At 57.0% G+C, this 19756-nt stretch carries 20 protein-coding genes and 1 pseudogene; 20 read left to right on the forward strand and 1 reads right to left on the reverse strand.

Annotated features, from left to right (window positions below):
• Positions 1-2 precede the first annotated feature (2 nt).
• The 15 genes from ACRESJ_RS33330 (at position 3) to ACRESJ_RS33400 (ending at position 12751) form a co-directional block, all read left to right on the forward strand.
• The gene (locus ACRESJ_RS33330; RefSeq protein ID WP_217871497.1) at positions 3-329 is read left to right on the forward strand and encodes a GPW/gp25 family protein; all 327 of its coding nucleotides are present in this window, start codon (positions 3-5) and stop codon (positions 327-329) included.
• The gene (locus ACRESJ_RS33335) at positions 326-1216 is read left to right on the forward strand and encodes a baseplate assembly protein (RefSeq protein WP_431761680.1); all 891 of its coding nucleotides are present in this window, start codon (positions 326-328) and stop codon (positions 1214-1216) included. The genes ACRESJ_RS33330 and ACRESJ_RS33335 overlap by 4 nt, the downstream gene beginning before the upstream one ends.
• Complete coding sequence (locus tag ACRESJ_RS33340; RefSeq protein ID WP_431761681.1) at positions 1213-1821, forward strand: phage tail protein I; 609 nt, start codon at positions 1213-1215, stop codon at positions 1819-1821. Before ACRESJ_RS33335 ends, ACRESJ_RS33340 begins: the two co-directional genes overlap by 4 nt.
• Complete coding sequence (locus ACRESJ_RS33345) at positions 1814-3382, forward strand: phage tail protein (protein ID WP_431761682.1); 1569 nt, start codon at positions 1814-1816, stop codon at positions 3380-3382. Before ACRESJ_RS33340 ends, ACRESJ_RS33345 begins: the two co-directional genes overlap by 8 nt.
• A complete protein-coding gene (locus ACRESJ_RS33350; protein ID WP_431761683.1) occupies positions 3376-3786 on the forward strand; it encodes a phage tail assembly chaperone in 411 nt (136 codons plus the stop codon). The genes ACRESJ_RS33345 and ACRESJ_RS33350 overlap by 7 nt, the downstream gene beginning before the upstream one ends.
• A 101-nt stretch (positions 3787-3887) precedes the next feature.
• Entirely contained in the window at positions 3888-5051 is a 1164-nt protein-coding gene (locus ACRESJ_RS33355; protein ID WP_431761684.1) for a phage tail sheath subtilisin-like domain-containing protein, read from the forward strand.
• A 12-nt stretch (positions 5052-5063) separates the two neighbouring features.
• Complete coding sequence (locus ACRESJ_RS33360; protein WP_248693294.1) at positions 5064-5567, forward strand: phage major tail tube protein; 504 nt, start codon at positions 5064-5066, stop codon at positions 5565-5567.
• A gap of 12 nt (positions 5568-5579) precedes the next feature.
• On the forward strand, positions 5580-5885 hold the full coding sequence (locus ACRESJ_RS33365; RefSeq protein ID WP_431761685.1) for a phage tail assembly protein: 306 nt from the start codon (positions 5580-5582) through the stop codon (positions 5883-5885).
• Positions 5886-6036: 151 nt separating this feature from the next.
• Positions 6037-8496, forward strand: coding sequence for a phage tail tape measure protein (locus ACRESJ_RS33370; RefSeq protein WP_431761686.1), 2460 nt, complete (start codon positions 6037-6039; stop codon positions 8494-8496).
• A 12-nt stretch (positions 8497-8508) separates the two neighbouring features.
• The gene (locus ACRESJ_RS33375) at positions 8509-9354 is read left to right on the forward strand and encodes a phage tail protein (RefSeq protein ID WP_431761687.1); all 846 of its coding nucleotides are present in this window, start codon (positions 8509-8511) and stop codon (positions 9352-9354) included.
• The gene (locus ACRESJ_RS33380) at positions 9329-9535 is read left to right on the forward strand and encodes a tail protein X (RefSeq protein WP_431761688.1); all 207 of its coding nucleotides are present in this window, start codon (positions 9329-9331) and stop codon (positions 9533-9535) included. The genes ACRESJ_RS33375 and ACRESJ_RS33380 overlap by 26 nt, the downstream gene beginning before the upstream one ends.
• A gap of 82 nt (positions 9536-9617) precedes the next feature.
• A complete protein-coding gene (locus ACRESJ_RS33385) occupies positions 9618-10664 on the forward strand; it encodes a phage late control D family protein (protein ID WP_431761689.1) in 1047 nt (348 codons plus the stop codon).
• Between the two features lie 54 nt (positions 10665-10718).
• Positions 10719-11282, forward strand: a complete 564-nt coding sequence (locus ACRESJ_RS33390) for a glycoside hydrolase family 19 protein (protein WP_431761690.1) — start codon at positions 10719-10721, stop codon at positions 11280-11282.
• Positions 11264-11806 carry a lysis protein gene (locus ACRESJ_RS33395; protein ID WP_431761691.1) on the forward strand — a complete coding sequence of 181 codons (543 nt, stop codon included), beginning with the start codon at positions 11264-11266 and terminating at the stop codon, positions 11804-11806. Before ACRESJ_RS33390 ends, ACRESJ_RS33395 begins: the two co-directional genes overlap by 19 nt.
• A gap of 150 nt (positions 11807-11956) precedes the next feature.
• Complete coding sequence (locus tag ACRESJ_RS33400; protein WP_431761692.1) at positions 11957-12751, forward strand: DNA adenine methylase; 795 nt, start codon at positions 11957-11959, stop codon at positions 12749-12751.
• A 650-nt stretch (positions 12752-13401) separates the two neighbouring features.
• Here the strand turns inward: ACRESJ_RS33400 and ACRESJ_RS33405 are convergent.
• Positions 13402-14077, reverse strand: a pseudogene (locus tag ACRESJ_RS33405) (SOS response-associated peptidase family protein).
• 93 nt (positions 14078-14170) lie between these two features.
• Here ACRESJ_RS33405 and ACRESJ_RS33410 point away from each other — a divergent pair.
• The 5 genes from ACRESJ_RS33410 (at position 14171) to ACRESJ_RS33430 (ending at position 19720) form a co-directional block, all read left to right on the forward strand.
• Positions 14171-14596, forward strand: a complete 426-nt coding sequence (locus ACRESJ_RS33410; RefSeq protein WP_431761693.1) for a LexA family protein — start codon at positions 14171-14173, stop codon at positions 14594-14596.
• Positions 14589-15866, forward strand: coding sequence for a translesion error-prone DNA polymerase V subunit UmuC (umuC, locus tag ACRESJ_RS33415; protein ID WP_431761694.1), 1278 nt, complete (start codon positions 14589-14591; stop codon positions 15864-15866). Before ACRESJ_RS33410 ends, umuC begins: the two co-directional genes overlap by 8 nt.
• 81 nt (positions 15867-15947) lie before the next feature.
• Positions 15948-17024, forward strand: a complete 1077-nt coding sequence (locus ACRESJ_RS33420) for a nucleoid-associated protein (RefSeq protein WP_431761695.1) — start codon at positions 15948-15950, stop codon at positions 17022-17024.
• Positions 17021-18316: a hypothetical protein gene (locus ACRESJ_RS33425; RefSeq protein WP_431761696.1), complete on the forward strand. Its 1296-nt coding sequence runs from the start codon at positions 17021-17023 to the stop codon at positions 18314-18316. The genes ACRESJ_RS33420 and ACRESJ_RS33425 overlap by 4 nt, the downstream gene beginning before the upstream one ends.
• A gap of 477 nt (positions 18317-18793) precedes the next feature.
• Positions 18794-19720, forward strand: a complete 927-nt coding sequence (locus tag ACRESJ_RS33430) for a LysR family transcriptional regulator (RefSeq protein WP_431761697.1) — start codon at positions 18794-18796, stop codon at positions 19718-19720.
• The last annotated feature ends 36 nt before the right edge of the window (positions 19721-19756 follow it).

The following is a 19756-nucleotide window of genomic DNA, read 5'->3' on the forward strand; positions in this document are numbered from 1 at the left end:
CGATGATCGGAATGGATCGCCACACCGGGCAGCCCATTTCCGGTATCGAGCACTTGCGTCAGTCCATGGCCGACATCCTCGGCACACCGCTGGGCAGCCGGCGGCACCGGCCGGAGTACGGCAGCAAGTTGCGCGCTTATGTCGACCTGCCGGTTAACGAGGGCTGGAAAAGCTCGGTGCAAGCCGAGGCCGTGCGCGCCTTGGGCCGTTGGGAGCCGCGCCTGAAGTTGCAGAGCGTCCGCGTGCTGGCGGTGCTGGGCGGGAAGATCGATCTGAGCATTGCCGGCGACTACCTCGGCGACCGCTTTCTGCTAGAGGTGAGCGTATGAGTAGCATCGTGGATCTGTCGGAACTGCCGGCGCCGGATGTGCTGGAGCCGTTGGACTTTGAGGCGACGTATGAGGAAGGGCTGACCACCTTTCGTGGCTACATGGGCGAAAACTGGAGCGCGCCGCTGGAGAGTGATCCGGTGGTGAAGCTGATCGAGGTCGGAGCCTATAACAAGGTGGGCAATCGTGCCCGGGTCAACGATGCCGCCAAGGCCCTGCTGTTGGCCCACGCGATCGGTCCGGATCTGGATCACTTGGGGGCCAACGTCAATCTGCCGCGCCTGGTGATCCAGGCCGAGGATCTGCTGGCCGTGCCGCCGGTGCCGAAGGTCATGGAGCTGGACGACCCTTACCGCGAGCGTATCCAGTTGGCCTTTGAAGGGTTGACCACGGCCGGCCCGCGTAACAGCTACATCCTGCATGCACGTAACGCCTCGGGCCTGGTCATGGATGCCTCGGCGGAAAGCCCATCCCCCGCGTGCGTAACGGTAACGGTGTTGAGTACGGAAGGAAAAGGTGAGGCCGGTCCCGAGCTGCTGACGATCGTCGCCGATGGGTTGAATGACGATGACGTCAGGCCGGTGGGCGATCGGGTGACGGTGCAAAGCGCTGAGATTATCGACTATCGCATTGAAGCCATTTTGCACATGAGCAGCGCCGGGCCGGAGGGTGACGCTAGCCTGGCCGAAGCCAAAAAACGCCTGGGGGCCTGGGTCAATCCACGCAAGCGCCTGGGCGTCGAGGTGGCGCGCTCGGGGGTTGATGCGCAATTGCACGTTGCTGGCGTGTCCCGGGTTGAGCTGGTCGGGTGGGTTGATCTGGCTCCGACCAAGGCACAGGCGGCGTATTGCACCGAGTGGAGCGTGGTGCTGGCGGGGGCGACATGAGAAGCCTACTGCCGAGCAATAGCACGCCACTGGAGCGCGCCCTGGAGGCGTCGTTCTACGACAAAACCATTGTGCCGTTGCGCACCTTGTACAACGCCGATACCTGTCCGGTGCATTTGCTGCCCCACCTGGCGTGGGCCTGGTCGGTCGATCGCTGGGATTATCGGTGGTCCGAGGCGACCAAGCGCGCGGCCATCAAGGCGTCGTATTACATCCATGCCCACAAAGGCACGATCGGCGCCCTGCGTCGCGTGGTCGAGCCACTGGGCTACCTGATCGAAATCATCGAATGGTTGAACACGGTGCCCGAAGGCGAGCCGGGCACCTTTGCGCTGAAGGTTGGCGTGCTGGACACCGGGATCACCGAGGAAATGTATCAGGAGCTTGAGCGCCTGATCGACGACGCGAAACCTGTCAGCCGCAAGCTGACCGGGCTGGCGATCAGCCTGGAAACGCAAGGCCATTTGAATATCGCGGCCTGCCTCTATGAAGGCGACGAAATCGACGTATACCCGCCGGTGATGCGTGACATCGAGGTCACGGGCAGCTTTGCCGTGCTCGGCCGTGAACACACCATAGACACTCTGGACGTTTATTATGATTGACGCGAATTCGCAGTTTTTCGCCATCCTTACCAACGTGGGGCTGGCCAAACAGGCGAACGCCGACGCGCTCGGCATTCCCTGGAAGATAACCGACATGGGCCTGGGGGATGCCAACCTTGCCGGGGTGGCTGATCCACCTAATCCGGTCCCTTCTCCCTCGCAAACCAAGCTAATCAATGAGTGGCGGCGCCGGCCGCTGAATCAGCTCAAGATCGACCCGGCCAACCCGGCAATCATCATCGCCGAGCAGATTATCCCTGCCGATGAAGGCGGGCGCTGGATTCGTGAAATCGGACTGTATGACGACGCTGGCGATCTGGTGGCGGTGGCCAACTGCGCGCCGAGCTACAAGCCGTTGTTGTCGCAGGGCTCGGGCCGCACGCAAGTGGTGCGGATGAATTTCATCGTCAACAACGCCGGCAACATCACGCTGAAGATTGACCCGGCGGTGGTGCTGGCTTCACGCGCCTACGTCGACGCGGCCATTCTGGAAGTCCTACCGGCGAACAAAACAGCCGGTGAGTTCACCCGGGTTAAGGTCAACAATCGCGGGGTAGTGGCGTCGGGCGACAACCCGGCCACCTTAGCCGAGATGGGTATCGGTGATGCCTTCACCAAGGTGGAAACCCAAAACGTGGTGGCCTCCGCAGTAGCCATTCCGCTGGTTAGCGTGGCCGCGACGAAAAGTCTTGTGGCGGCGGATCTCGGGCTTGTCCTGATCGACGCTGCCGCTGCGGCGGTCACGGTTACGTTGCCTGCATCAAACGCTGGGCTGGGCGTGCGTGAGGTCGTTCTGCGCCGCGTCGACGTGACGGTAAATGCTCTGGTAATCGCTGCCGCCGGGACCGATAAAATTCTACTGGACACCACTGCGCAAGCGGCGGGACAGGCCTCGACTGAGTTGCTGTTTGCTGGTGATTTTTTGCGCTTGCGTAGCGACGGCGCCGGCAAGTGGTGGTGCGTTGGCCAGGCTGATTTGCCGGGGAGCATTGCTACAGGGTTTACGCCTATTGGGGCGACAGGGGTTTCAACATACACCGTTCCGCCTGTGCTGCGTTCTGGTCGGCGGTGGGCCAAGGTTAAAGTGACCGGTGCCGGTGGTGGCGGCGCGTGCCGAACGGTTTCCCCTGGTCCTGCTGGCGGTGCCGGTGGTGGGGTGGCAGAAAAGCGGATTAATCTCGCCGGGGTGGCGACCGTAACTGTGACCGTGGGAGTCGGTGGCCAAGGTGGGGGCGGCGATGGGCAAAACGGTTCCGCAGGTGGCGCGACCTCGTTCGGCGGCTATTGCTCGGGGCCTGGGGGTTCTGGTGGTGCATTTAACGGAAACTCGCCTAGCGGAAGCACTGGGAGCGGCGGTGATCTCAACTACAGCATTGGAAATGGTTGTCCGGCTGTATCAGGTCCTGGGGGTTCTATTTTCGGCGGCTTCGGTGGCGGCGCCATGAGCTCAATTGCGGTAGCTGATAACGCTGCGCCATTTAAGGCCGGTTATGGTGGCGGTGGCAGGGTCGTGACTGTTGGTGCACCAGGGGCAAATGGTCTTGTGGAGATTTCATGGTGATGAATACGTGGGCACTTATTCAAAATGGCGCCGTTTTGGAGACTACCGATATTGATCCTGCCGGGCGCTTTCACTCGGGTTTAAAGTGGGTGCCGTGCGGCGCTGAGGTTGGGCAGCGGTGGTTGTTTGCAGAAGGGGTATTCAGTGCCCCTGAGGTGGATGCCGACGATCTGGCCCGAGTCGAGCGGATTTGGCGTGATGCAGAGGTGAGTTCCAGTGAGTGGCTGGTGATGCGTCACCGTGACGAGCTTGATCTTTCTTTAGCAACTTCGCTCACGGCCTCACAATTCTCCGAGCTGCTGAGCTACCGCCAGGCTTTGCGAGACTGGCCAATGGAGCCGGGATTCCCCAGCGCCGGCGAGCGCCCGGTAGCGCCAAGCTGGATCGCCGCCCAAACGCAATAAACGCCCCGCACTGACGGGGCGTTTTCTTTTCCGTTACGTGTAACACCAACACCCTCACAGCCTCGCTCACGCGGGGCTTTTTCGTTTCTGGAGATTGATCTATGGCTGGCTTTTTTCACGGCGTCACCACGACGCTGATTGATACCGGCGCGCGCACCATTTCGTTGCCGTCGTCGTCGATCATTGGTCTGTGTGACACCTTCACCCCGGGCCTTCTGGCCACGGCCAAGGCCGGCGAACTGGTGCTGATCACGACCGAGCGCGAGGCCATTGCCGCGTTCGGCGCCGATTCGGCGATCACCCGGGCCTGTCAGGCGATCTATGTCCGCGCCAAAGCGGTGATCGTCGCCATCGGCGTGCCCAAGCTGGAAGACGAGGCGCTGCAAACCTCGGCCATCATCGGCGGCGTTCTCGCCAATGGCCAGCGTACCGGCCTGCAAGCGCTGCTGGACGGCAAGAGCAAACACAACGCACAACCGAAACTCTTGATCGCCCCAGGGCATTCCGCCACGCAAGCGGTGGCCACCGCCATGGATGCCCTGGCCGGCAAGTTGCGCGCGATCGCGATTGTCGACGGCCCGAACACCACCGATGAGGACGCGCTGGCCTACGCCGAAAACTTCGGCAGTAAGCGGGTCTATCTGGTCGATCCTGGCGTGCAGTTTTGGGACACCGCACAAAGCAAGACGGTGGATGCGCCAAGCTCGGCCTGGGTCGCCGGCCTGTTCGCCTGGACCGATGCCAATTACGGCTATTGGGCGTCCCCGTCGAACAAAGAATTTGTCGGCATCACCGGCACCAGTCGCCCGATCGAGTATCTGGACGGCGACGACACCTGCCGGGCCAACCTGCTGAACAACGCCAATATCACCACGATCATTCGCGATGGCGGGTATCGCCTGTGGGGCAACCGCACTTGTTCCGCGGATGCAAAGTGGTCGTTTGTCACCCGCGTGCGGACCTGCGACATCCTCATGGATGCGATCCAGGCCGGGCACAAGTGGGCGGTGGATCGCTCGATCACCAAGACCTACGTGCAGGACGTGACCGAAGGTCTGCAAGCATTCATGCGCGATCAGAAAAATGCCGGTGCGGTGATCAATTTCGAAGTCTACGCGGACAAGGAAATGAACACGGCCAGCCAAATCGAGCAGGGCAAAATTTTCTGGCGCATCCGTTTCACCGACGTGCCGCCGGCGGAAAACCCGAATTTCCTTATCGAAGTCACCAACGAGTGGCTGACCGAAGTTCTCGAAACAGCCTAAGGGGGCCGTTCAATGATTCCTCAAGTACTGACCAACTGCGTCGCGTTTATTGACGGCGTGAGTCTGTCCGGCGAAGTGCCAAGCCTGACTCTGCCGAAGTTGACGCAAAAGACCCTCGACTATCAGGGCGGCGGCATGTCGGCGCCGATTGAGTTCGCGGTGGGCATGGAAAAGCTGGAGTCCGCGTTTACCACCAACGGCGTGCGCCGCGAGACGCTGAAGTATTTGGGTCTGTCCGACCAGACGGCCTGCAATCTGGTGTTTCGCGGTGCCTACAAGGGCCTCAAGGGCGCGGTCACACCGGTGGTTGTGACCATGCGCGGCGGTGTGAAAGAGGTCGACATGGGCGACTGGAAGCCGGGCGATCAGGCCGAAATCAAACACGCGGTGAAACTCGTTTACTACAAGCTCGAAATCGACGGGCGTGTGATGTACGAGATCGATCCGCTCAACATGATTCAGGTGATCGATGGCGTTGATCAACTCGCTGCCGAACGTTCGGCCGTTGGCCTTTAAGGATAAAAGCACATGACCCTAGTTATTCAAGCGTCGCCGGCCTGGCTCGCTGTCACGGATGAAGGCGTTACCGTAACGCTGCGTTATCAGGCCAGCTTTAACGGCGTGCTGGTCGACAAGTTGACCATGCGCGCGCCCAGCGTGAAGGAATTCAACGCCGCGAAAATGATCGCCGCCGGCGACATGGAAAAGATGGAGCTGCACCTGTTTTGCTCCTTGCTTTCGGTCGCCGAGGCGGATCTGTTGGCCCTGAAACTCAAGGACTACAACCGCTTGCAGGCCGGCTATTTTCGCCTGGTCGAAGAGGACGACGTGTAACGCAACCACGCTCAAGATCGCGGCTAAACGCTTGGCCAAAGAGACGGGGTTCTCGGCGGCCGAGATTGAGGCCATGACTTTTGATCGGATGGTGTGGTGGCTCACGGATTGAGCCGCCTTCGATCGATTCGACGACGCATAGGGCACGCACATGGCGAACAAACTCGCGCTCGGCCTGGTCATCGGTGGGGCGGTCAGTTCCTCGGTGGGCAACGCCTTTAAGGATGTCACCGGGCGCATCAAGAAGCTGGAAGCCGAAGGCAACAAAGCCCGGGTGCTGGAGAAAACCATCGGCGACACCATCCGTTTGCGTGATGAGTGGCGCAAGGCGCACCTGGCCGGTGAGCAGGGAGCAGGCGCACTGCTGAAACGGCTTGAGTCTAATCTCAGTAGCCTGAAAAAACAGGGTGTTGAAGTCCGCAATCTGACCAAGGCTTACACCAGCTTGGGCGCCGTGGCGGCCAAGGCCGAACTGAAAGCCAAAAGTCATATGCAGCTCGATGAGGGCAAGCAGAACCTGAAAATCAGCGTCGGCCAGGCCGCGGCGGCCACGCTGGCGATGGCGGTCCCGACCAAGGTCAGCGCGGATTATGGCGCGATCATTCGGGACATTGCGATCAAGGCCAACATTGCCAACAAACCGGAAGAGGCGCAGCTGTCCAAGACGATTATCGGCACGTCGCGCGATACCGGCATGGCGCGCAATCAGGTGGCCGAGGTGGTTAATGCGCTGGTCGGTGCCGGCATGGAGCTGGACAAGGCGCTGAAGTACGCGCCGACCGCGGCCAAGTTTGCCGTGGGCCAGGGTTCGGACGGCACCGAAACGGCGCGCATGATCAATGCCCTGGGGCAGAACGCCAAGATCACCGACCCGGCGCAGATGCAAAAGGCCCTGGAGGCGATCGCCTACCAAGGCCAGGCGGGCAGCTTTGAGGCGGCCGACATGGCCCGTTGGTTCCCTGAACTATTGGCGGGCATGGGCAAGCTGGGCATCACCGGCATGGATTCGGTGTCGCAACTGGGCGCCATGCTTCAAGTGCAAATGAAGACCGCCGGCGGTTCCGATGAGGCGGCGAACAACCTCAAGAACTGGATGGAAAAAATCGGTTCGGGCGACACGGTCGAAGCCTACAAAAAGGCCGGGATCGACTATCAGGCGTCGATGAACACCGGCCTGCAGAATGGCAAGTCGACCCTTGAATCCAGCTTTGAATTGGCGCAGAAATACATTGCCGCGACCGATCCGAAGAAGGCCGCCGCCATGGCCGAGGCCACGGCCAAGATCAGCAAGGAAACCGATCCGGAAAAAGCCAAGGCCATGATCGCGTCCCTGGAGCAAGCATTGCGCACCGGCGACCTGTTTGCCGACATGCAGGTCAAGGGCGCGCTGACGGCGTACATGCAGAACAAGGGTCTGTACGACAAGTTGAAAAGCGAGTCGGCCAATGCCAGCGGGATCTTGGATAGGAACATGGAAGAGCGTCGCCAGTCCTCGGCGCAGAAGTGGGCAGAAATGGCCCAGGGCATGGATGACGCCATGCGCGCGATCGGCGATGCCTTTCGCCCGGTGACGGATGCCGTGGCCGGTGGTTTGACCTCGGTCGCCCAAGGTCTGAGCAAGCTGTCGGATGAATCGCCGCGCCTGGTGACGGGGATCGGTGCGGCCGTGGCGGCCGTGATCGCCGCGCAAACGGCGCTTAGCAGTTTCAAGATCGCCAAGGGCCTGATGAACATCGGGCGCGGTTCGCTGATGGGCAATCCCAACATCCCGCAAAAGGTGATCGTCACCAACATGCCGGCCGGCGGCGCAGGTGGTTTGGATGGCGGCGTCGATGCCGACGATAAAGGCAAGAAGGGCGGCAAAGGCGGTCGATTTGGTGTTGGTTCTGTGGTCAAGGGCGCGGCAGTGATTGCGGTAGCTGAGGCCGGTTACAAAGCCTATGACACGTACCAGAACGCCGAAACGCGGGACGAAAAGGCCGAGGGCTACGGCGGTGCGACGGGCGGTTTGGCCGGTGCGATCGCCGGCGCTTCGGCGGGGGCTTTCATCGGCTCGGTGGTGCCGGTGATCGGCACGCTGGTGGGTGGCGCGATCGGTGCCGCGCTAGGCAGCATAGGCGGCGATGCCTTGGGCGGTTTCTTGGGTAAGACGATGTTTGGCGGCGACGATCCCAAAAAAACGCTGCCGGTGGCCGGGCCGCTGATGATGGCCAATGCCGGCAAGGACATCCCGCCGGTGCTGGGCAACATTGCGCAGTCGTTCGCCACGCCTGGCGCTGGTGGGGTGTCGCTGCTGGCCCCTCCCGGCCGAGCGGCGCCGGTGGTCGAGGCGCAGCCTGGCGATGCGGCGCGGGCTATGATGTTGCCGCCGGCCAGTGCCGACGCGGCGGCGGCGAAGTTGGCCGCGCCATCGCCGGCCAAGGCCGAGGCCGCGGGCATTAAGGTCGATTCCAAGGTGGATATCCAGGCGCCGTTTACCTTGACCGTGCACGGCGATGTCAAAGACGGCGCGCAGTTGTATGCGCAGATAAAGCCGTATCTGGACCAACACCAGCGCGAATTTGCCCAGCAACTGGAAAGCCGCAAGTTGTACGACACGCCGAACATTTAACGCGGAGGGCTTATGCCTGCATTGGAGCAATTACAGTCGGGGCTGAAATACCTGGCCTCGGCGGGGGAAACCGGACGGCGCAGCCTGGACGGCATGCTGGGGCCGATGAATGGCGCGATCAGCGAAATCACCGGCGCCGCGTCCGAGCTGGAGGATCTGCCCTTTGTCGGCCCGGTGGTCGGCGCCAAGCTTCAACGGGTTATGCGCGGGGTGAACGCTGCGCAAGCCAAGGTCGGCGCGGTGGTGGCTACCTACAACAAAGCCACCCGGGCGCTGTCGGGGATGGACGAACGCCTGGGCACGCTCAAGGAACAGGCCGGGAAAGCGGCGACGGCGATTAACACGATTGCCGGCAAGGCCAGCCCGGCGTTGGCCAACATCGTGCCCACGGGCGCCTTTGCCACCGATCAGACGCCGGCGCCGGAGGCGGTTAAACCGTTTCCGCACCTGCTGATCATCCAGCCGCAAGACCCCAAGACGCCGCCGTATTTCTTCAACCTCGACACGGCCGCCTTTGATGAGTTGCGCCGCTCGACCGAGTTTCGCTGGGCCTCGCAAGAGCGCCTGTTGCGGCGCCCGGCCCAGCAAGCGGTCGGCATGGGCGACGAGAAAATCACCCTCAAGGGCGCGATCATTCCCGGCCTCAAGGGTGGTTTGAAACAGCTCGACACGTTGCGCACGCTCGGCGCCCAGCTTCAGCCGCTGACCCTGACCACCGGTTATGGCGACGTGCTGGGCACCTGGTGCCTAAAGAGCCTTGAGGAAGAGCAAAGCGCACTGATGCAAGGCGGCATCCCGCGTAAACAAGGGTTCACTCTGGAGTTTGTGCGCTATGGCGACGACATGCAGAACGTCTGACGGGGATCTGCTGGACACCATTTGCCATAACTTCTATGGCCATCTGGTCGGCAGCGTGGAGGCGGTCCTGAACGCCAATCAGGGGCTGGCCGATGAGGTGCAGCCGTACCGCGCCGGGGTGCTGATCGTGCTGCCGGATCTGCCCAAGCCGATCGAAGAGCAGGTCACGCTCTGGGATTGATGGTCTACAATCGCCTCGCTTAATTTATTAAGCTCCTTACTTTCTGGCCCGCCTTGTGCGGGCTTTTTTTTGGAAAAAATCCATGACGCCTGTATTTCGCATCGTGGCCGATGGTGCCGATATCACCAGCCTGATCAATGATCGGCTGATTCAGCTTCGTACCACCGACAAGACGGGCATGGAGTCAGACGAGTTCGAATTGCGCATTGACGACCGAGACGGCCTGGTGACGCTGCCGAGCCGTGGCGCGGGGATCGAGGTCTATCTGGGCTACGCGGAGACGTCACTGGCCCGCATGGGGCGTTACGTGGTGGACGAAATCACCGTATCAGGTCCTCCCGACACGATTGTGATTCAAGGTAAGGCCAGCGACATGCGCGGCAGTGGCAAGACCATTCGTAGCGGCAGTTGGGAAAACGTGCCGCTGTCGAAGATCGTCGCCGATATCGCCGCGCGTAACGGCTGGCAGCCGGTGTGCCCGGTGGCCACCAAGGTAGAGCGCGCCGATCAAATCAGCGAGTCCGATTTTAATTTCATCACGCGTCTGGCCAAGCAATACGACTGCACGGCCAAGGTCGCCGACGGCAAGCTGTTGGTAATGCCACGCCAGGGTGGCAAGAGTGCAAGCGGCAACTCCTTCGGGGTGATCACCCTCACGCGTAGCGACGTCAGCCGCTGGCAATTCCGCCTCGGCGATCGCAACGCGCACAAGTCGGTGGCCGCCACGCATCAGGACAAAAAGACCGGCCAGCTCGCCGTGGTGTCCCTGGACAACGACGACGTGCCGGACGGCCTGCCGGCGGTGCATACCGATCGACACATTCACCCGAACAAGACTGCCGCCGAGGCAGCGGCCAAGGCACGCCTGGCGGCGTTCAACCGATCGACCGCCGGCGTGCGGTTTGAAATGCCCGGGCGCACCGACATTTTTGCCGAGCGCGCAATCAATGCCCAGGGCTTCAAGGTCGGGCTCGATGGCGAGTACCTGGCTGACTCGGTCGAGCAGGTTTACACGCAAGCCGGCTGGTCGACCACAGTCGAGTGCAACGGCGGCAAGAAGGGCAAGGCCAAAGCCAAAGGCAAGAAAAAGAAAGCCGACAAACCGGTCAAGGTGGTCAGCCTCGCGTAACGCAACAAAACACTCATCGCCGCCCTGTGCGGCTTTTTTATGTCTGGAGTTTGTATGCCCTTAACCGAGCAACAGCTGCAACGCATCATGCCCAACGCCCGCCGCCAAGCGGGCGTTTTTGTATCCGCACTGAATGCCGCGATGGCGAATCGGCAGATCAACACACCGATACGTCAAGCGGCGTTCCTCGCCCAAGTGGGTCATGAATCCGGTCAGCTGCAGTACGTGCGGGAGCTGGGCGGTGATCAATACCTGAGCAAGTACGACACCGGTAACTTGGCAGCAAAACTGGGCAACACCCCGGCGGCAGATGGAGATGGCCAGCGCTATCGCGGTCGCGGTCTGATCCAGGTCACTGGCCACGACAATTATCTGCGCTGCAGCTTGGCGTTGTTCGGCGACGAGCGATTGCTGCGCACCCCTGAGCTGCTGGAGTTGCCGCAGTGGGCCGCTGAATCGGCCGCGTGGTTCTGGTCCGTGAATGGGCTGAACGCGTTGGCCGATCAAAACGAGTTCAACACGATCACCCGCAGGATCAACGGCGGCCTCAATGGCCTGCAGGATCGGTTGGATTTGTGGGGGCGGGCGAGGGCGGTGTTATGCGTATCGGCGAATTGATTCCGGCACCGTGTCGGCTGCTGGCAAAAGGCGTGCTGATGGTCGTCTTGGTCGGTGGTTCTGCAGCCATTACCTGGCAAGTCCAGGACTGGCGATATGGCAACCAGCTAGCCGAACAGGGCCGCCTGCACACCGAAACGCTCAATCAGATAACCCTTGCGTCGGCCGCGCAGCAGCGCGCCGAACAAGACAAACGCCTCGCGCTCGAGCAGCGCCTGGCAACCAGTGAACAAACTCATTATCGAGCCTTGAGCGATGTCCAACGTGATCAAGGTCGCTTGCGCGACCGCCTTGCCACTGCTGATCTGCGCCTGTCAGTCCTACTCGACGCCACCACTGGCGCTAGCAACGGATCGGTGTCAGCCACCACCGCCACCGGCGGCGTGGTTCATGGCCCCACAAGAGCCGAACTTGACCCAGCGCATGCTCAACGAATTATCGGCGTCACCGATGACGGCGACCGGGGGCTAATCGCCCTGGCGGCCTGTCAGGCATACGCCAAAGAAGTCTCAACAGCGAAGTGAAAAAGAGCGACCGGGGTGGATGCGTCAACATCCAATCCGGTCGCTGTCCCCGCAGATGGTCCCTGCAAGTCCAGCCAAGGCTCTTACTCCGTGCACGAAGCGCGGCGAGCCTAGCACCTGTTTATCCATACAGTAAAGGTCTTGCTTTCTATGTCTACACCCATCATCCCTTGGATGGGCGGCAAACGCCGCCTGGCCGATCGCCTCATCCCGCTTTTTCCGCCGCACGAATGCTATGTCGAAGTCTTTGCCGGCGGAGCCGCGCTCTACTTCATGAAGCCCCAGCCATCGCCGGTCGAAGTCCTGAACGACATCAACGGCGACCTGGTAACGCTTTATCGCGTCGTGCAAAACCACCTCGAAGAGTTTGTGCGCCAATTCAAATGGGCGCTCAGCTCACGCCAGGTGTTCGAGTGGCAGAAAATGACCCGCCCTGAAACTCTCACCGACATCCAGCGAGCAGCCCGATTCTTCTACCTGCAGCACCATGCCTTCGCCGGCAAGGTCACTGGGCAAACGTTCGGTACCGCGACCACTGGCCCGGCCATCAACCTACTGCGGATCGAGGAAAATCTCTCGGCTGCATGGCAGCGCTTGTCCGGCACCTACGTCGAAAACCTCCCATGGCTTGAGTGTGCTGAACGTTACGACCGTGCCCATACCTTCCAATATATGGATCCGCCTTACTGGCAGACCGCAGGCTACGGCGTGGACTTTCCGTTCGAGAACTACGAGCGGATGGCCGACTTCATGCGCCGCTGCAAGGGGAAGGTGATGGTCAGCATCAACGACCACCCAGACATCCGCCGTGTGTTCGAAGGCTTCCACTTCGAGACACTGGACATCCGTTACTCCAATACCAACCAGCGGCAAGGCAAAGCCGAAGTGAGCGGTGAGCTGGTGATCATGAACTGGTCGCCAGAATCGTTGGGGGGGCTGTTTTGACTACCAAGGTGTAATCCCCGGGCAGCCTGTTCCCCAGAGCTGTAAAAGTTCGGTGAGTTTGATAAGGAGTTCAAATATTGTCGTCAAAAGAAAAACTATATTCATTTTTCAATCTCGCAAAGAATCGTGCCGTGCCGAGTTGCGCGGTGTTCGTGGGGTCGAGTGGTGCTGTATCTAAGTTAGTTGTTACTTGGATCGCGCGTCAAGCTTTGAGTTGAAGTTTTAATGAAATTCAATGCAATTTTTGTTTAGGGGTTAAGAGGCTGAGAACTCATTATTTCTCATGCCTGAGATTGGCTGTAAAAAATGCCATATAAATCAATTTACTAGCGATTCTGGGAATGGGCCAAGACTTTGTTGGCGCCGGCGGGGATCGCATATTAATTATTGTTATGCGTAACGCTTCAGGGAATGCGTAGGTAATTTGGCATAGTTATTATCGTTACGCGTAACGCTTCGAAAAATGGTTCAGGTAAGCGGACATAGTTATTGTCGTTACGCGTAACGCTTCGGAAAATGGTTCAGGTAAACGGACATAGTTATTATCTTTGCGCGTAACGCTTCGGAAAATGGTTCAGGTAAACAGACATAGTTATTATCGTTACGCGTAACGCTTCGAAAAAAGCGTAGGTATGGCTAGATAGCACGCACTATTGAGTAGGATTTATAAGATCGGCGCACTGGTTTCGAACGTTTCCAATTGCACGGTCAATCTTGAACCATTCGAACGCCTCTGTTGGCTCACCCTGAAGCAACGCAATCTGCTCAGAGCGTTCTTTAGTCGTAGCCGGGTCAAGCCATTCGCGAGCCAATTCCGGAGATAGCGTCACCGGGCGCCGGTCGTGGATATCCACCATGCCACCGGCACTGTCGGCCGTGATGATCACGAAACCGTCGTGCTCACTAAGTGGTTGTTCGGCAGTTGGGTATTGGCCTATTGCGGCGCACAGGATCGGCGCCCGGTCTCGCCGGCGAATAAGGTAAGGTTGCTTCTTGGGGCCGCCTTCATCGACCCATTCAAAACAGTTGTTGATCGCATTGATTGCACGGTGCGGCCAGATCGCGCGAAAGAATGGGCCATGGGCCACTTTTTCTACCCGGGCGTTGATCGGTGCGGTCCTTTGCCCAATGTGGACGCCATCCCCAGCGGACCATGTCTGCGTGCAGTTACTGACCCTCCTGATGGAAAATCGCCAACTGGGTAGTGGGAGCAGTGTTGTAGCGCTTGAAGGGCTGGTCGCCGGTGTTATTGATCAAGGCGTTGGACATGCTCAACGCCGCTACAAAGTCGTGGATGCCGTCGTACTGTGAAAGTCGCCCGCACATATCGCCCGCCTATCAGATATTTCCTACAGAAATTGACCGCGAGCGTTTCTGAAAGTTAACTGTACATTCGTACAGTGTTGGAAGTCGTGCGTCATGAACTATTCAATTTTAGGCCCAATTGCCGAGGTAGGCCTGAAGCTGCCTCTTTGTTTATTCCAGGTGCCCGCTGGTTTTCCTTCGCCGGCGGCCGATCACATTGAGGCACACATCTCCTTGGATGAGGTGCTCAACATCCGTGCCCCGCATGTCTACCTGGTGAAAATTACCGGGGAAAGCATGCAGGGCGCGGGCATCTTTGACGGAGACCTAGCGGTTGTAGATCGTTCGTTGGAGCCTGCCCATGGCCACATCGTCGTGGCGCTGCTGAACAACGATCCGCTGTGCAAACGACTGTGCATTCGGGGAAAGGACGTGATCCTTTTGTCTGAGAACCCCAAGTATCCGCCTCGCTATGTGCTGGAAGGTGATGAGCTAGCCATCTGGGGCGTAATTATCGGCAGCGTGCGCAGCCATGTCTAAAGTAACGCCGGTATTCGGCCTTATTGATTGCAACAGCTTCTACGCCAGCTGCGAGCGGGTCTTCCGCCCGGATCTGGCCAAAGTCCCGATTGTGGTGCTTTCGAACAACGACGGTTGCGTTATCGCACGGAGCTATGACGCAAAACCCTTCGTGAAAATGGGGGAGCCATATTTTCAGATCAAGCAAAAACTGCGGAAGCACGGCATCGTCGCGTTCTCGTCAAATTACGCGCTCTATGGCGACATAAGCGAGCGCGTAATGTCCCTGATTGAATCGTTGGTGCCGGCTATTGAGGTCTACAGCATCGACGAAGCCTTCGCGGTTCTGACCGGCATCGGTGGCCGCGACGCCCTCGGTCGCAAGATCCGCAGCCATGTGCTGCGTTGCACCGGCATTCCGGTCGGGGTAGGGATTGCTCACACCAAAACCCTGGCAAAGCTGGCGAATCACACGGCAAAGCGGCTCCAATTACAAACGGGCGGTGTGGTCGATATTTGCGACCCGTTCAAGCGTGATTGGGTGCTGCGCAATACAGACGTTTGTGAGGTTTGGGGCGTCGGCCGCAAGATGAAACTGCACTTGGACGCCATGAATATTAAGACGGCCATGGATCTGGCCAAGGCCGATCCCTGGATGCTTCGCAAGAAGTTCAGCGTGGTGATCGAGAAGACGGCCCGCGAGCTGGCCGGCATGCCATGCCTGGAGCTGGATGAGCCGGACCCGCCGAAGCAGGAGATCTGCTGCAGCCGGATGTTCGGTAAGCGGCTCACTGAATTGGCGCCGATCAAGGAAGCGGTGGCCACCTACATGATGCGTGCTTCGGAAAAGCTCAGAGCTCAGAAGTCGTTGTGCAAGAAAATCCGTGTCAGCATTCGCACGGGCATGTTCAACCCAGAGGAGGCGAAGTATGGCAACGGCGTGTTGATTAGCCTGCCATACCCCACCGACGATGTGCGGTTGCTAACGCAAGCGGCAGTGGCTGCGCTTGATCGGGTATTTCAACCAGGTTTTAAGTACAGCAAGGCAGAGGTTATGTTGCTTAACCTCTGCCAGCCCGGTGAGTACACCGATGATTTGTTTGATAAGTCACAACCGCCTGAGGCAACACGTGTCATGACGGTGATGGACCAGATCAATGAGCGATGGGGCAGAGGTACGCTGCGCTCGGCCAGTATGCCAGTGGATCCTGGATGGGGTATGAGGCGCGAGATGATGAGCCGAAGCTATACGACCAAACTCGATCAGCTTTGGTCAGTGGGATGCAACTGATGGTAGCAATCAGCCAGATATGAGGTATAAATGGAGAGTTTGTTAATGCCTCTACATAAAGAACAAGGAACGTGAATTCAAATGGCTACTGAAAAAAAACCAGAATCGAGCACTCAGGACATTAATCCTATCGTGCAGCGGTTCGTTTTTCACAAGCTTATTAGTGTGCAGGGCCAGAAGCTTGTGCAGACATCGCCAAGGCACGAAGCTATGATCTTACCGGATGAGAAGGTCAATACGCTGGCTGCGAGCATTCTCAAGAGTTTCAACGGCGAAGCAAGTGTTGCTTTTGCAGGTATCGAAACGGATAGCTGGTTTGAAACCAAAACACGCAAGTACCTGGATGAGACAGTTAAGCCAGAGGATAACTCGGTTTTCTATGATTATTCTATAATGATGATGGAAAAGCTCGCTGATAAAATGGAAGAAGCTCCACTCTCCACTGGCGGGTACTTGACGATTATAGATTACATGATAGAGGGAGGACGACATTTAATGCTTGTTCTCATCAAGGACCAGAAAGGTATTGGTATTAATGCGGATATGGAACTTGAAGAGGTCGTTACTCTTGGGACGGACAAGCTACATTTTGCCGCTGATATTCACGTCGGACGTTGGTTATCAGAAGATGAGGTTGAACGTGAGCGACACGTCGCTTTTCTAAAAGGAAAAAACCGACTCGATACAGTTGTTGGTTATTTTAAAAGCCTTTTGAATATCGACGAGACCCAGTATCACGATCCGTCAAAACACACTAAGCAGATTGTTGCGGCGGTTAAAAGCTATTGTGATTCCTTCAAGGATGAGGATGGCGCATTAGCTGCAAGAAGAGCAATTCAGGATTGGGCTGAAAGCCAAGCGGCTAATAGTCTTTCGATAACTCTAAGTGCTGTGGCTAATTTGATTGAGCCAGACTCGCCTGAGAAGTTTATTGAGTATCTTAAAGTTAACAAATTAGAGATTCCAGCCGAATTTATTCCAGTTACTCAGTTTTTGAAATCGTTGATGAAGTACAAAGTTGTCGGTCCAAAGAAACAATACACATTATCTTTTGAGCAGTCTGCAATAGAGGATGGACTGATTTTTCAGAATGATAATGGTAATATCGAAATTGCCGAAGCTCCTGCTGCAACTTTGAAACTTATACCAATAAAATGACCAGCTCAGAAGAACTGAAAGACATTGATAGGATATTCGAGCTGTTGGGTTTGGCCGCTTTTGAATGGCACCCATCTTGTATATCTTGCGAGCAGGCTTTCAGTCAGAAAGCGGTTGATCTGATTAAGGCGCTATTTGATAGTGCGCATACGGAGGTGAGTCTTAAGAAAGAAGGTCAGCATGTTGCAGATTTGAATAGCAATGATGTCTTCGAAGTTTCTATAGATTTGCCAAAAGGTGCTCACTGTTGTCTTGTGCGGACTCCGAGCGATCTACTCCATTTTTACAATCTACATGCGTTGCCTGAAAACTATGCTTTTGCGGAACCATTGTATAAATCCTGGGACGTAAGCGGAACTGAACAGCCTGCGGTCATAGAAAGGTTGATTTTTGCGAACAAGTTTGTGATATCACTCGATCAGCACCGCATAGTCGAGCGTGACGGAAGTACTAGGAATTATGTAGTTCGCACTCATAATGGGAAAACATGCATTCCTTTTAAGTCCGAAGCTGGGTACTTGGAAAGTGTCTCGCTGGAAATTCAGGAAGCGCTAAAAATTCTAACTGAGTTATTTAGTGATAGCATTCATTCCAGTGAAAAAGAACGGATAGTACGTAATGCCATAGCTGAGGCTATGCGTTCGTGCGATTTAGAAATGCGCTTACGACACCTTCTCAAACATGCCTTAGAAATTGTGTTGGTTGCGCGAAATAATTATGACTTGTTTGTGGCTAGCTTTTCTTTTCAAAATGATCAAGAAAAACTCTATGAGCAGAAGCGCGAGTTTAATGTAAAGCTAAACGCATTGCTATCAGGTATACAGGGGAAGTTGTTAGCTATTCCGGTGTCCACGATACTGGCCACCAGTCAGCTGAAAAATGTGGGCGAGCAAAACTATATTTTAATCAACGCTTCGATAATTTTTTCCGCTGCCTTTTTTACCTTGATAATTGTCTGGTTGATACTGAGTCAATTAGCTGCGTTGACATCTATAAAGTCGGAAATAGAATCGAAGGAAAAGAGGTTTAAGGTTGAGTTGCCGAGAATATTTAATGAGGTTGAGTCGATTTTTACGGCGCTCAAGGCGTCCTGTGTTTTCAATATTAGAGTGTCTAAAGTTATTCTGGGGTTAGCCAGTATTCTATTTTTTGTGACTTTTTATGTTTATGTTTTGAAAACGCCTCCGCTGCACTGTTTTTTATTATCTATATTTCATTCTGCTAAGTTTGGATTTTTATGGTTGCTTGATTGGGTTGAGGTTGTTATATCTACCCTTTCGTCTTATATCTAACTGCCAAACTAATTATTTGAAATAAAAGTAGTTTGATGGATCCCGCATAGTTTCTTGAGCCCCATGAATAGGATACCTTGCGCTGGTAGGTTTTTTGGGTGAAACAAGGTAGGTTTTCTTGATTTTGCTACATGGGTAATGTTCTTGCGCTGAGCAGCAGACTGCTCCGAGATCAAGCTTAGGGCAAAATTAGGGCAAAATTAGGGCAGATTTAGGGCCGGTATAGACCGCAAGAAACCACCAGATGGGGCCGAGTGTCCCGCATTTTCAGGCCTATTGCGGACTGCGAGGACGCAAGAAGGGGTTCGAATCCCTATCTCTCCGCCATTACATAGAAAAAGCCCCGTAGCTGAATAAGCTGCGGGGCTTTTTTGTTTGTTCTGTGCAAAAAAGCCTTGCAGCACTCGGTTGGTCGCATAGACGCCGATTGCGACATCTCCCTAAACTGTCTGCAGTGATTGGGCGCGGGGGCAATGGATGAATCGCAATGAGCTACGCAAGGCCGACATCAACCTGATGGTGGTGTTTGAAGCGTTGATGCTTGAGCGCAATGTCACCAAGGTGGCGAAGAAGCTGTTTCTCGGTCAGCCGACGATCAGCTCGGCGCTCAATCGCTTGCGTACGATGTTCAACGATCCGTTGTTCATTCGCGTCGGCCATCGCATGGAGCCGACCGCCCGGGCCGAAGAGATCTTCCGGCACTTATCCCCTGCGTTGGATTCGTTATCGGTGGCATTGAGCCTGACCCACGATTTCGATCCCGGTAGCAGCACCATGACCTTTCGCATCGGCATGTCAGACGATGTCGAATTTGCCCTGTTGCCGCCGCTGTTACGGGCATTGCGCGAGGAAGCACCGAAGGTGGTGTTCGTGGTGCAGAGCGTCGATTACTGGCGGATTCCCGATTTACTGGCCTCTGGGGATATAACAGTCGGTGTCAGTCAGACGCGGGGTTTGCCCGCCAATGCCAAGCGCAAGTTGCTGCGGCATATTCGTCCTTGCGTGCTGCGCGCGGATGCGTCCGATACACCGCTGACCGTCGATGAATATTGTTCGCGCCCCCATGTCCTGGTGTCCCATATCGCCAACGTCAGCGGTTACGCTGATGAGTGGCTGGCGGGAATCGGACGTTCGCGGCAGGTGGTGCTCTCGGTCCCGCAATACAGTTCATTACCGGCGCTGCTTGCCGGGACTGACCTGATTGCCAGCCTGCCGGATTACACCGCCGAGGCGATGGCCGCCTCCGGACAGTTGTTCAAAGAGCCATTTCCATTCAGTACACCGATGCTTGAGCTTTCCATGGTGTGGCTCAGTCATGCCGACACCGACCCTGCCGAGCGCTGGTTGCGTTCACGCATTGAGGCGTTCATGGGCGAGCGCAATTTGCTGTCGCTGCCTCAATGAGTCATAGAGCGCTGTGTTATATGTACGAACTTTTCG

It is taken from the genome of Pseudomonas sp., from assembly GCF_050739655.1.
In the GTDB taxonomy this organism is placed as follows: Bacteria; Pseudomonadota; Gammaproteobacteria; order Pseudomonadales; family Pseudomonadaceae; genus Aquipseudomonas.

Excerpts from the sequence above, each read along its gene's own strand:
- ACRESJ_RS33330 (WP_217871497.1), top strand. The coding sequence starts at position 3 with ATGATCGGAATGGATCGCCACACCGGGCAGCCCATTTCCGGTATCGAG.
- ACRESJ_RS33335 (WP_431761680.1), top strand. The coding sequence starts at position 326 with ATGAGTAGCATCGTGGATCTGTCGGAACTGCCGGCGCCGGATGTGCTG.
- ACRESJ_RS33340 (WP_431761681.1), top strand. The coding sequence starts at position 1,213 with ATGAGAAGCCTACTGCCGAGCAATAGCACGCCACTGGAGCGCGCCCTG.
- ACRESJ_RS33345 (WP_431761682.1), top strand. The coding sequence starts at position 1,814 with ATGATTGACGCGAATTCGCAGTTTTTCGCCATCCTTACCAACGTGGGG.
- ACRESJ_RS33350 (WP_431761683.1), top strand. The coding sequence starts at position 3,376 with ATGGTGATGAATACGTGGGCACTTATTCAAAATGGCGCCGTTTTGGAG.
- ACRESJ_RS33355 (WP_431761684.1), top strand. The coding sequence starts at position 3,888 with ATGGCTGGCTTTTTTCACGGCGTCACCACGACGCTGATTGATACCGGC.
- ACRESJ_RS33360 (WP_248693294.1), top strand. The coding sequence starts at position 5,064 with ATGATTCCTCAAGTACTGACCAACTGCGTCGCGTTTATTGACGGCGTG.
- ACRESJ_RS33365 (WP_431761685.1), top strand. The coding sequence starts at position 5,580 with ATGACCCTAGTTATTCAAGCGTCGCCGGCCTGGCTCGCTGTCACGGAT.
- ACRESJ_RS33370 (WP_431761686.1), top strand. The coding sequence starts at position 6,037 with ATGGCGAACAAACTCGCGCTCGGCCTGGTCATCGGTGGGGCGGTCAGT.
- ACRESJ_RS33375 (WP_431761687.1), top strand. The coding sequence starts at position 8,509 with ATGCCTGCATTGGAGCAATTACAGTCGGGGCTGAAATACCTGGCCTCG.
- ACRESJ_RS33380 (WP_431761688.1), top strand. The coding sequence starts at position 9,329 with ATGGCGACGACATGCAGAACGTCTGACGGGGATCTGCTGGACACCATT.
- ACRESJ_RS33385 (WP_431761689.1), top strand. The coding sequence starts at position 9,618 with ATGACGCCTGTATTTCGCATCGTGGCCGATGGTGCCGATATCACCAGC.
- ACRESJ_RS33390 (WP_431761690.1), top strand. The coding sequence starts at position 10,719 with ATGCCCTTAACCGAGCAACAGCTGCAACGCATCATGCCCAACGCCCGC.
- ACRESJ_RS33395 (WP_431761691.1), top strand. The coding sequence starts at position 11,264 with ATGCGTATCGGCGAATTGATTCCGGCACCGTGTCGGCTGCTGGCAAAA.
- ACRESJ_RS33400 (WP_431761692.1), top strand. The coding sequence starts at position 11,957 with ATGTCTACACCCATCATCCCTTGGATGGGCGGCAAACGCCGCCTGGCC.
- ACRESJ_RS33410 (WP_431761693.1), top strand. The coding sequence starts at position 14,171 with ATGAACTATTCAATTTTAGGCCCAATTGCCGAGGTAGGCCTGAAGCTG.
- umuC (WP_431761694.1), top strand. The coding sequence starts at position 14,589 with ATGTCTAAAGTAACGCCGGTATTCGGCCTTATTGATTGCAACAGCTTC.
- ACRESJ_RS33420 (WP_431761695.1), top strand. The coding sequence starts at position 15,948 with ATGGCTACTGAAAAAAAACCAGAATCGAGCACTCAGGACATTAATCCT.
- ACRESJ_RS33425 (WP_431761696.1), top strand. The coding sequence starts at position 17,021 with ATGACCAGCTCAGAAGAACTGAAAGACATTGATAGGATATTCGAGCTG.
- ACRESJ_RS33430 (WP_431761697.1), top strand. The coding sequence starts at position 18,794 with ATGAATCGCAATGAGCTACGCAAGGCCGACATCAACCTGATGGTGGTG.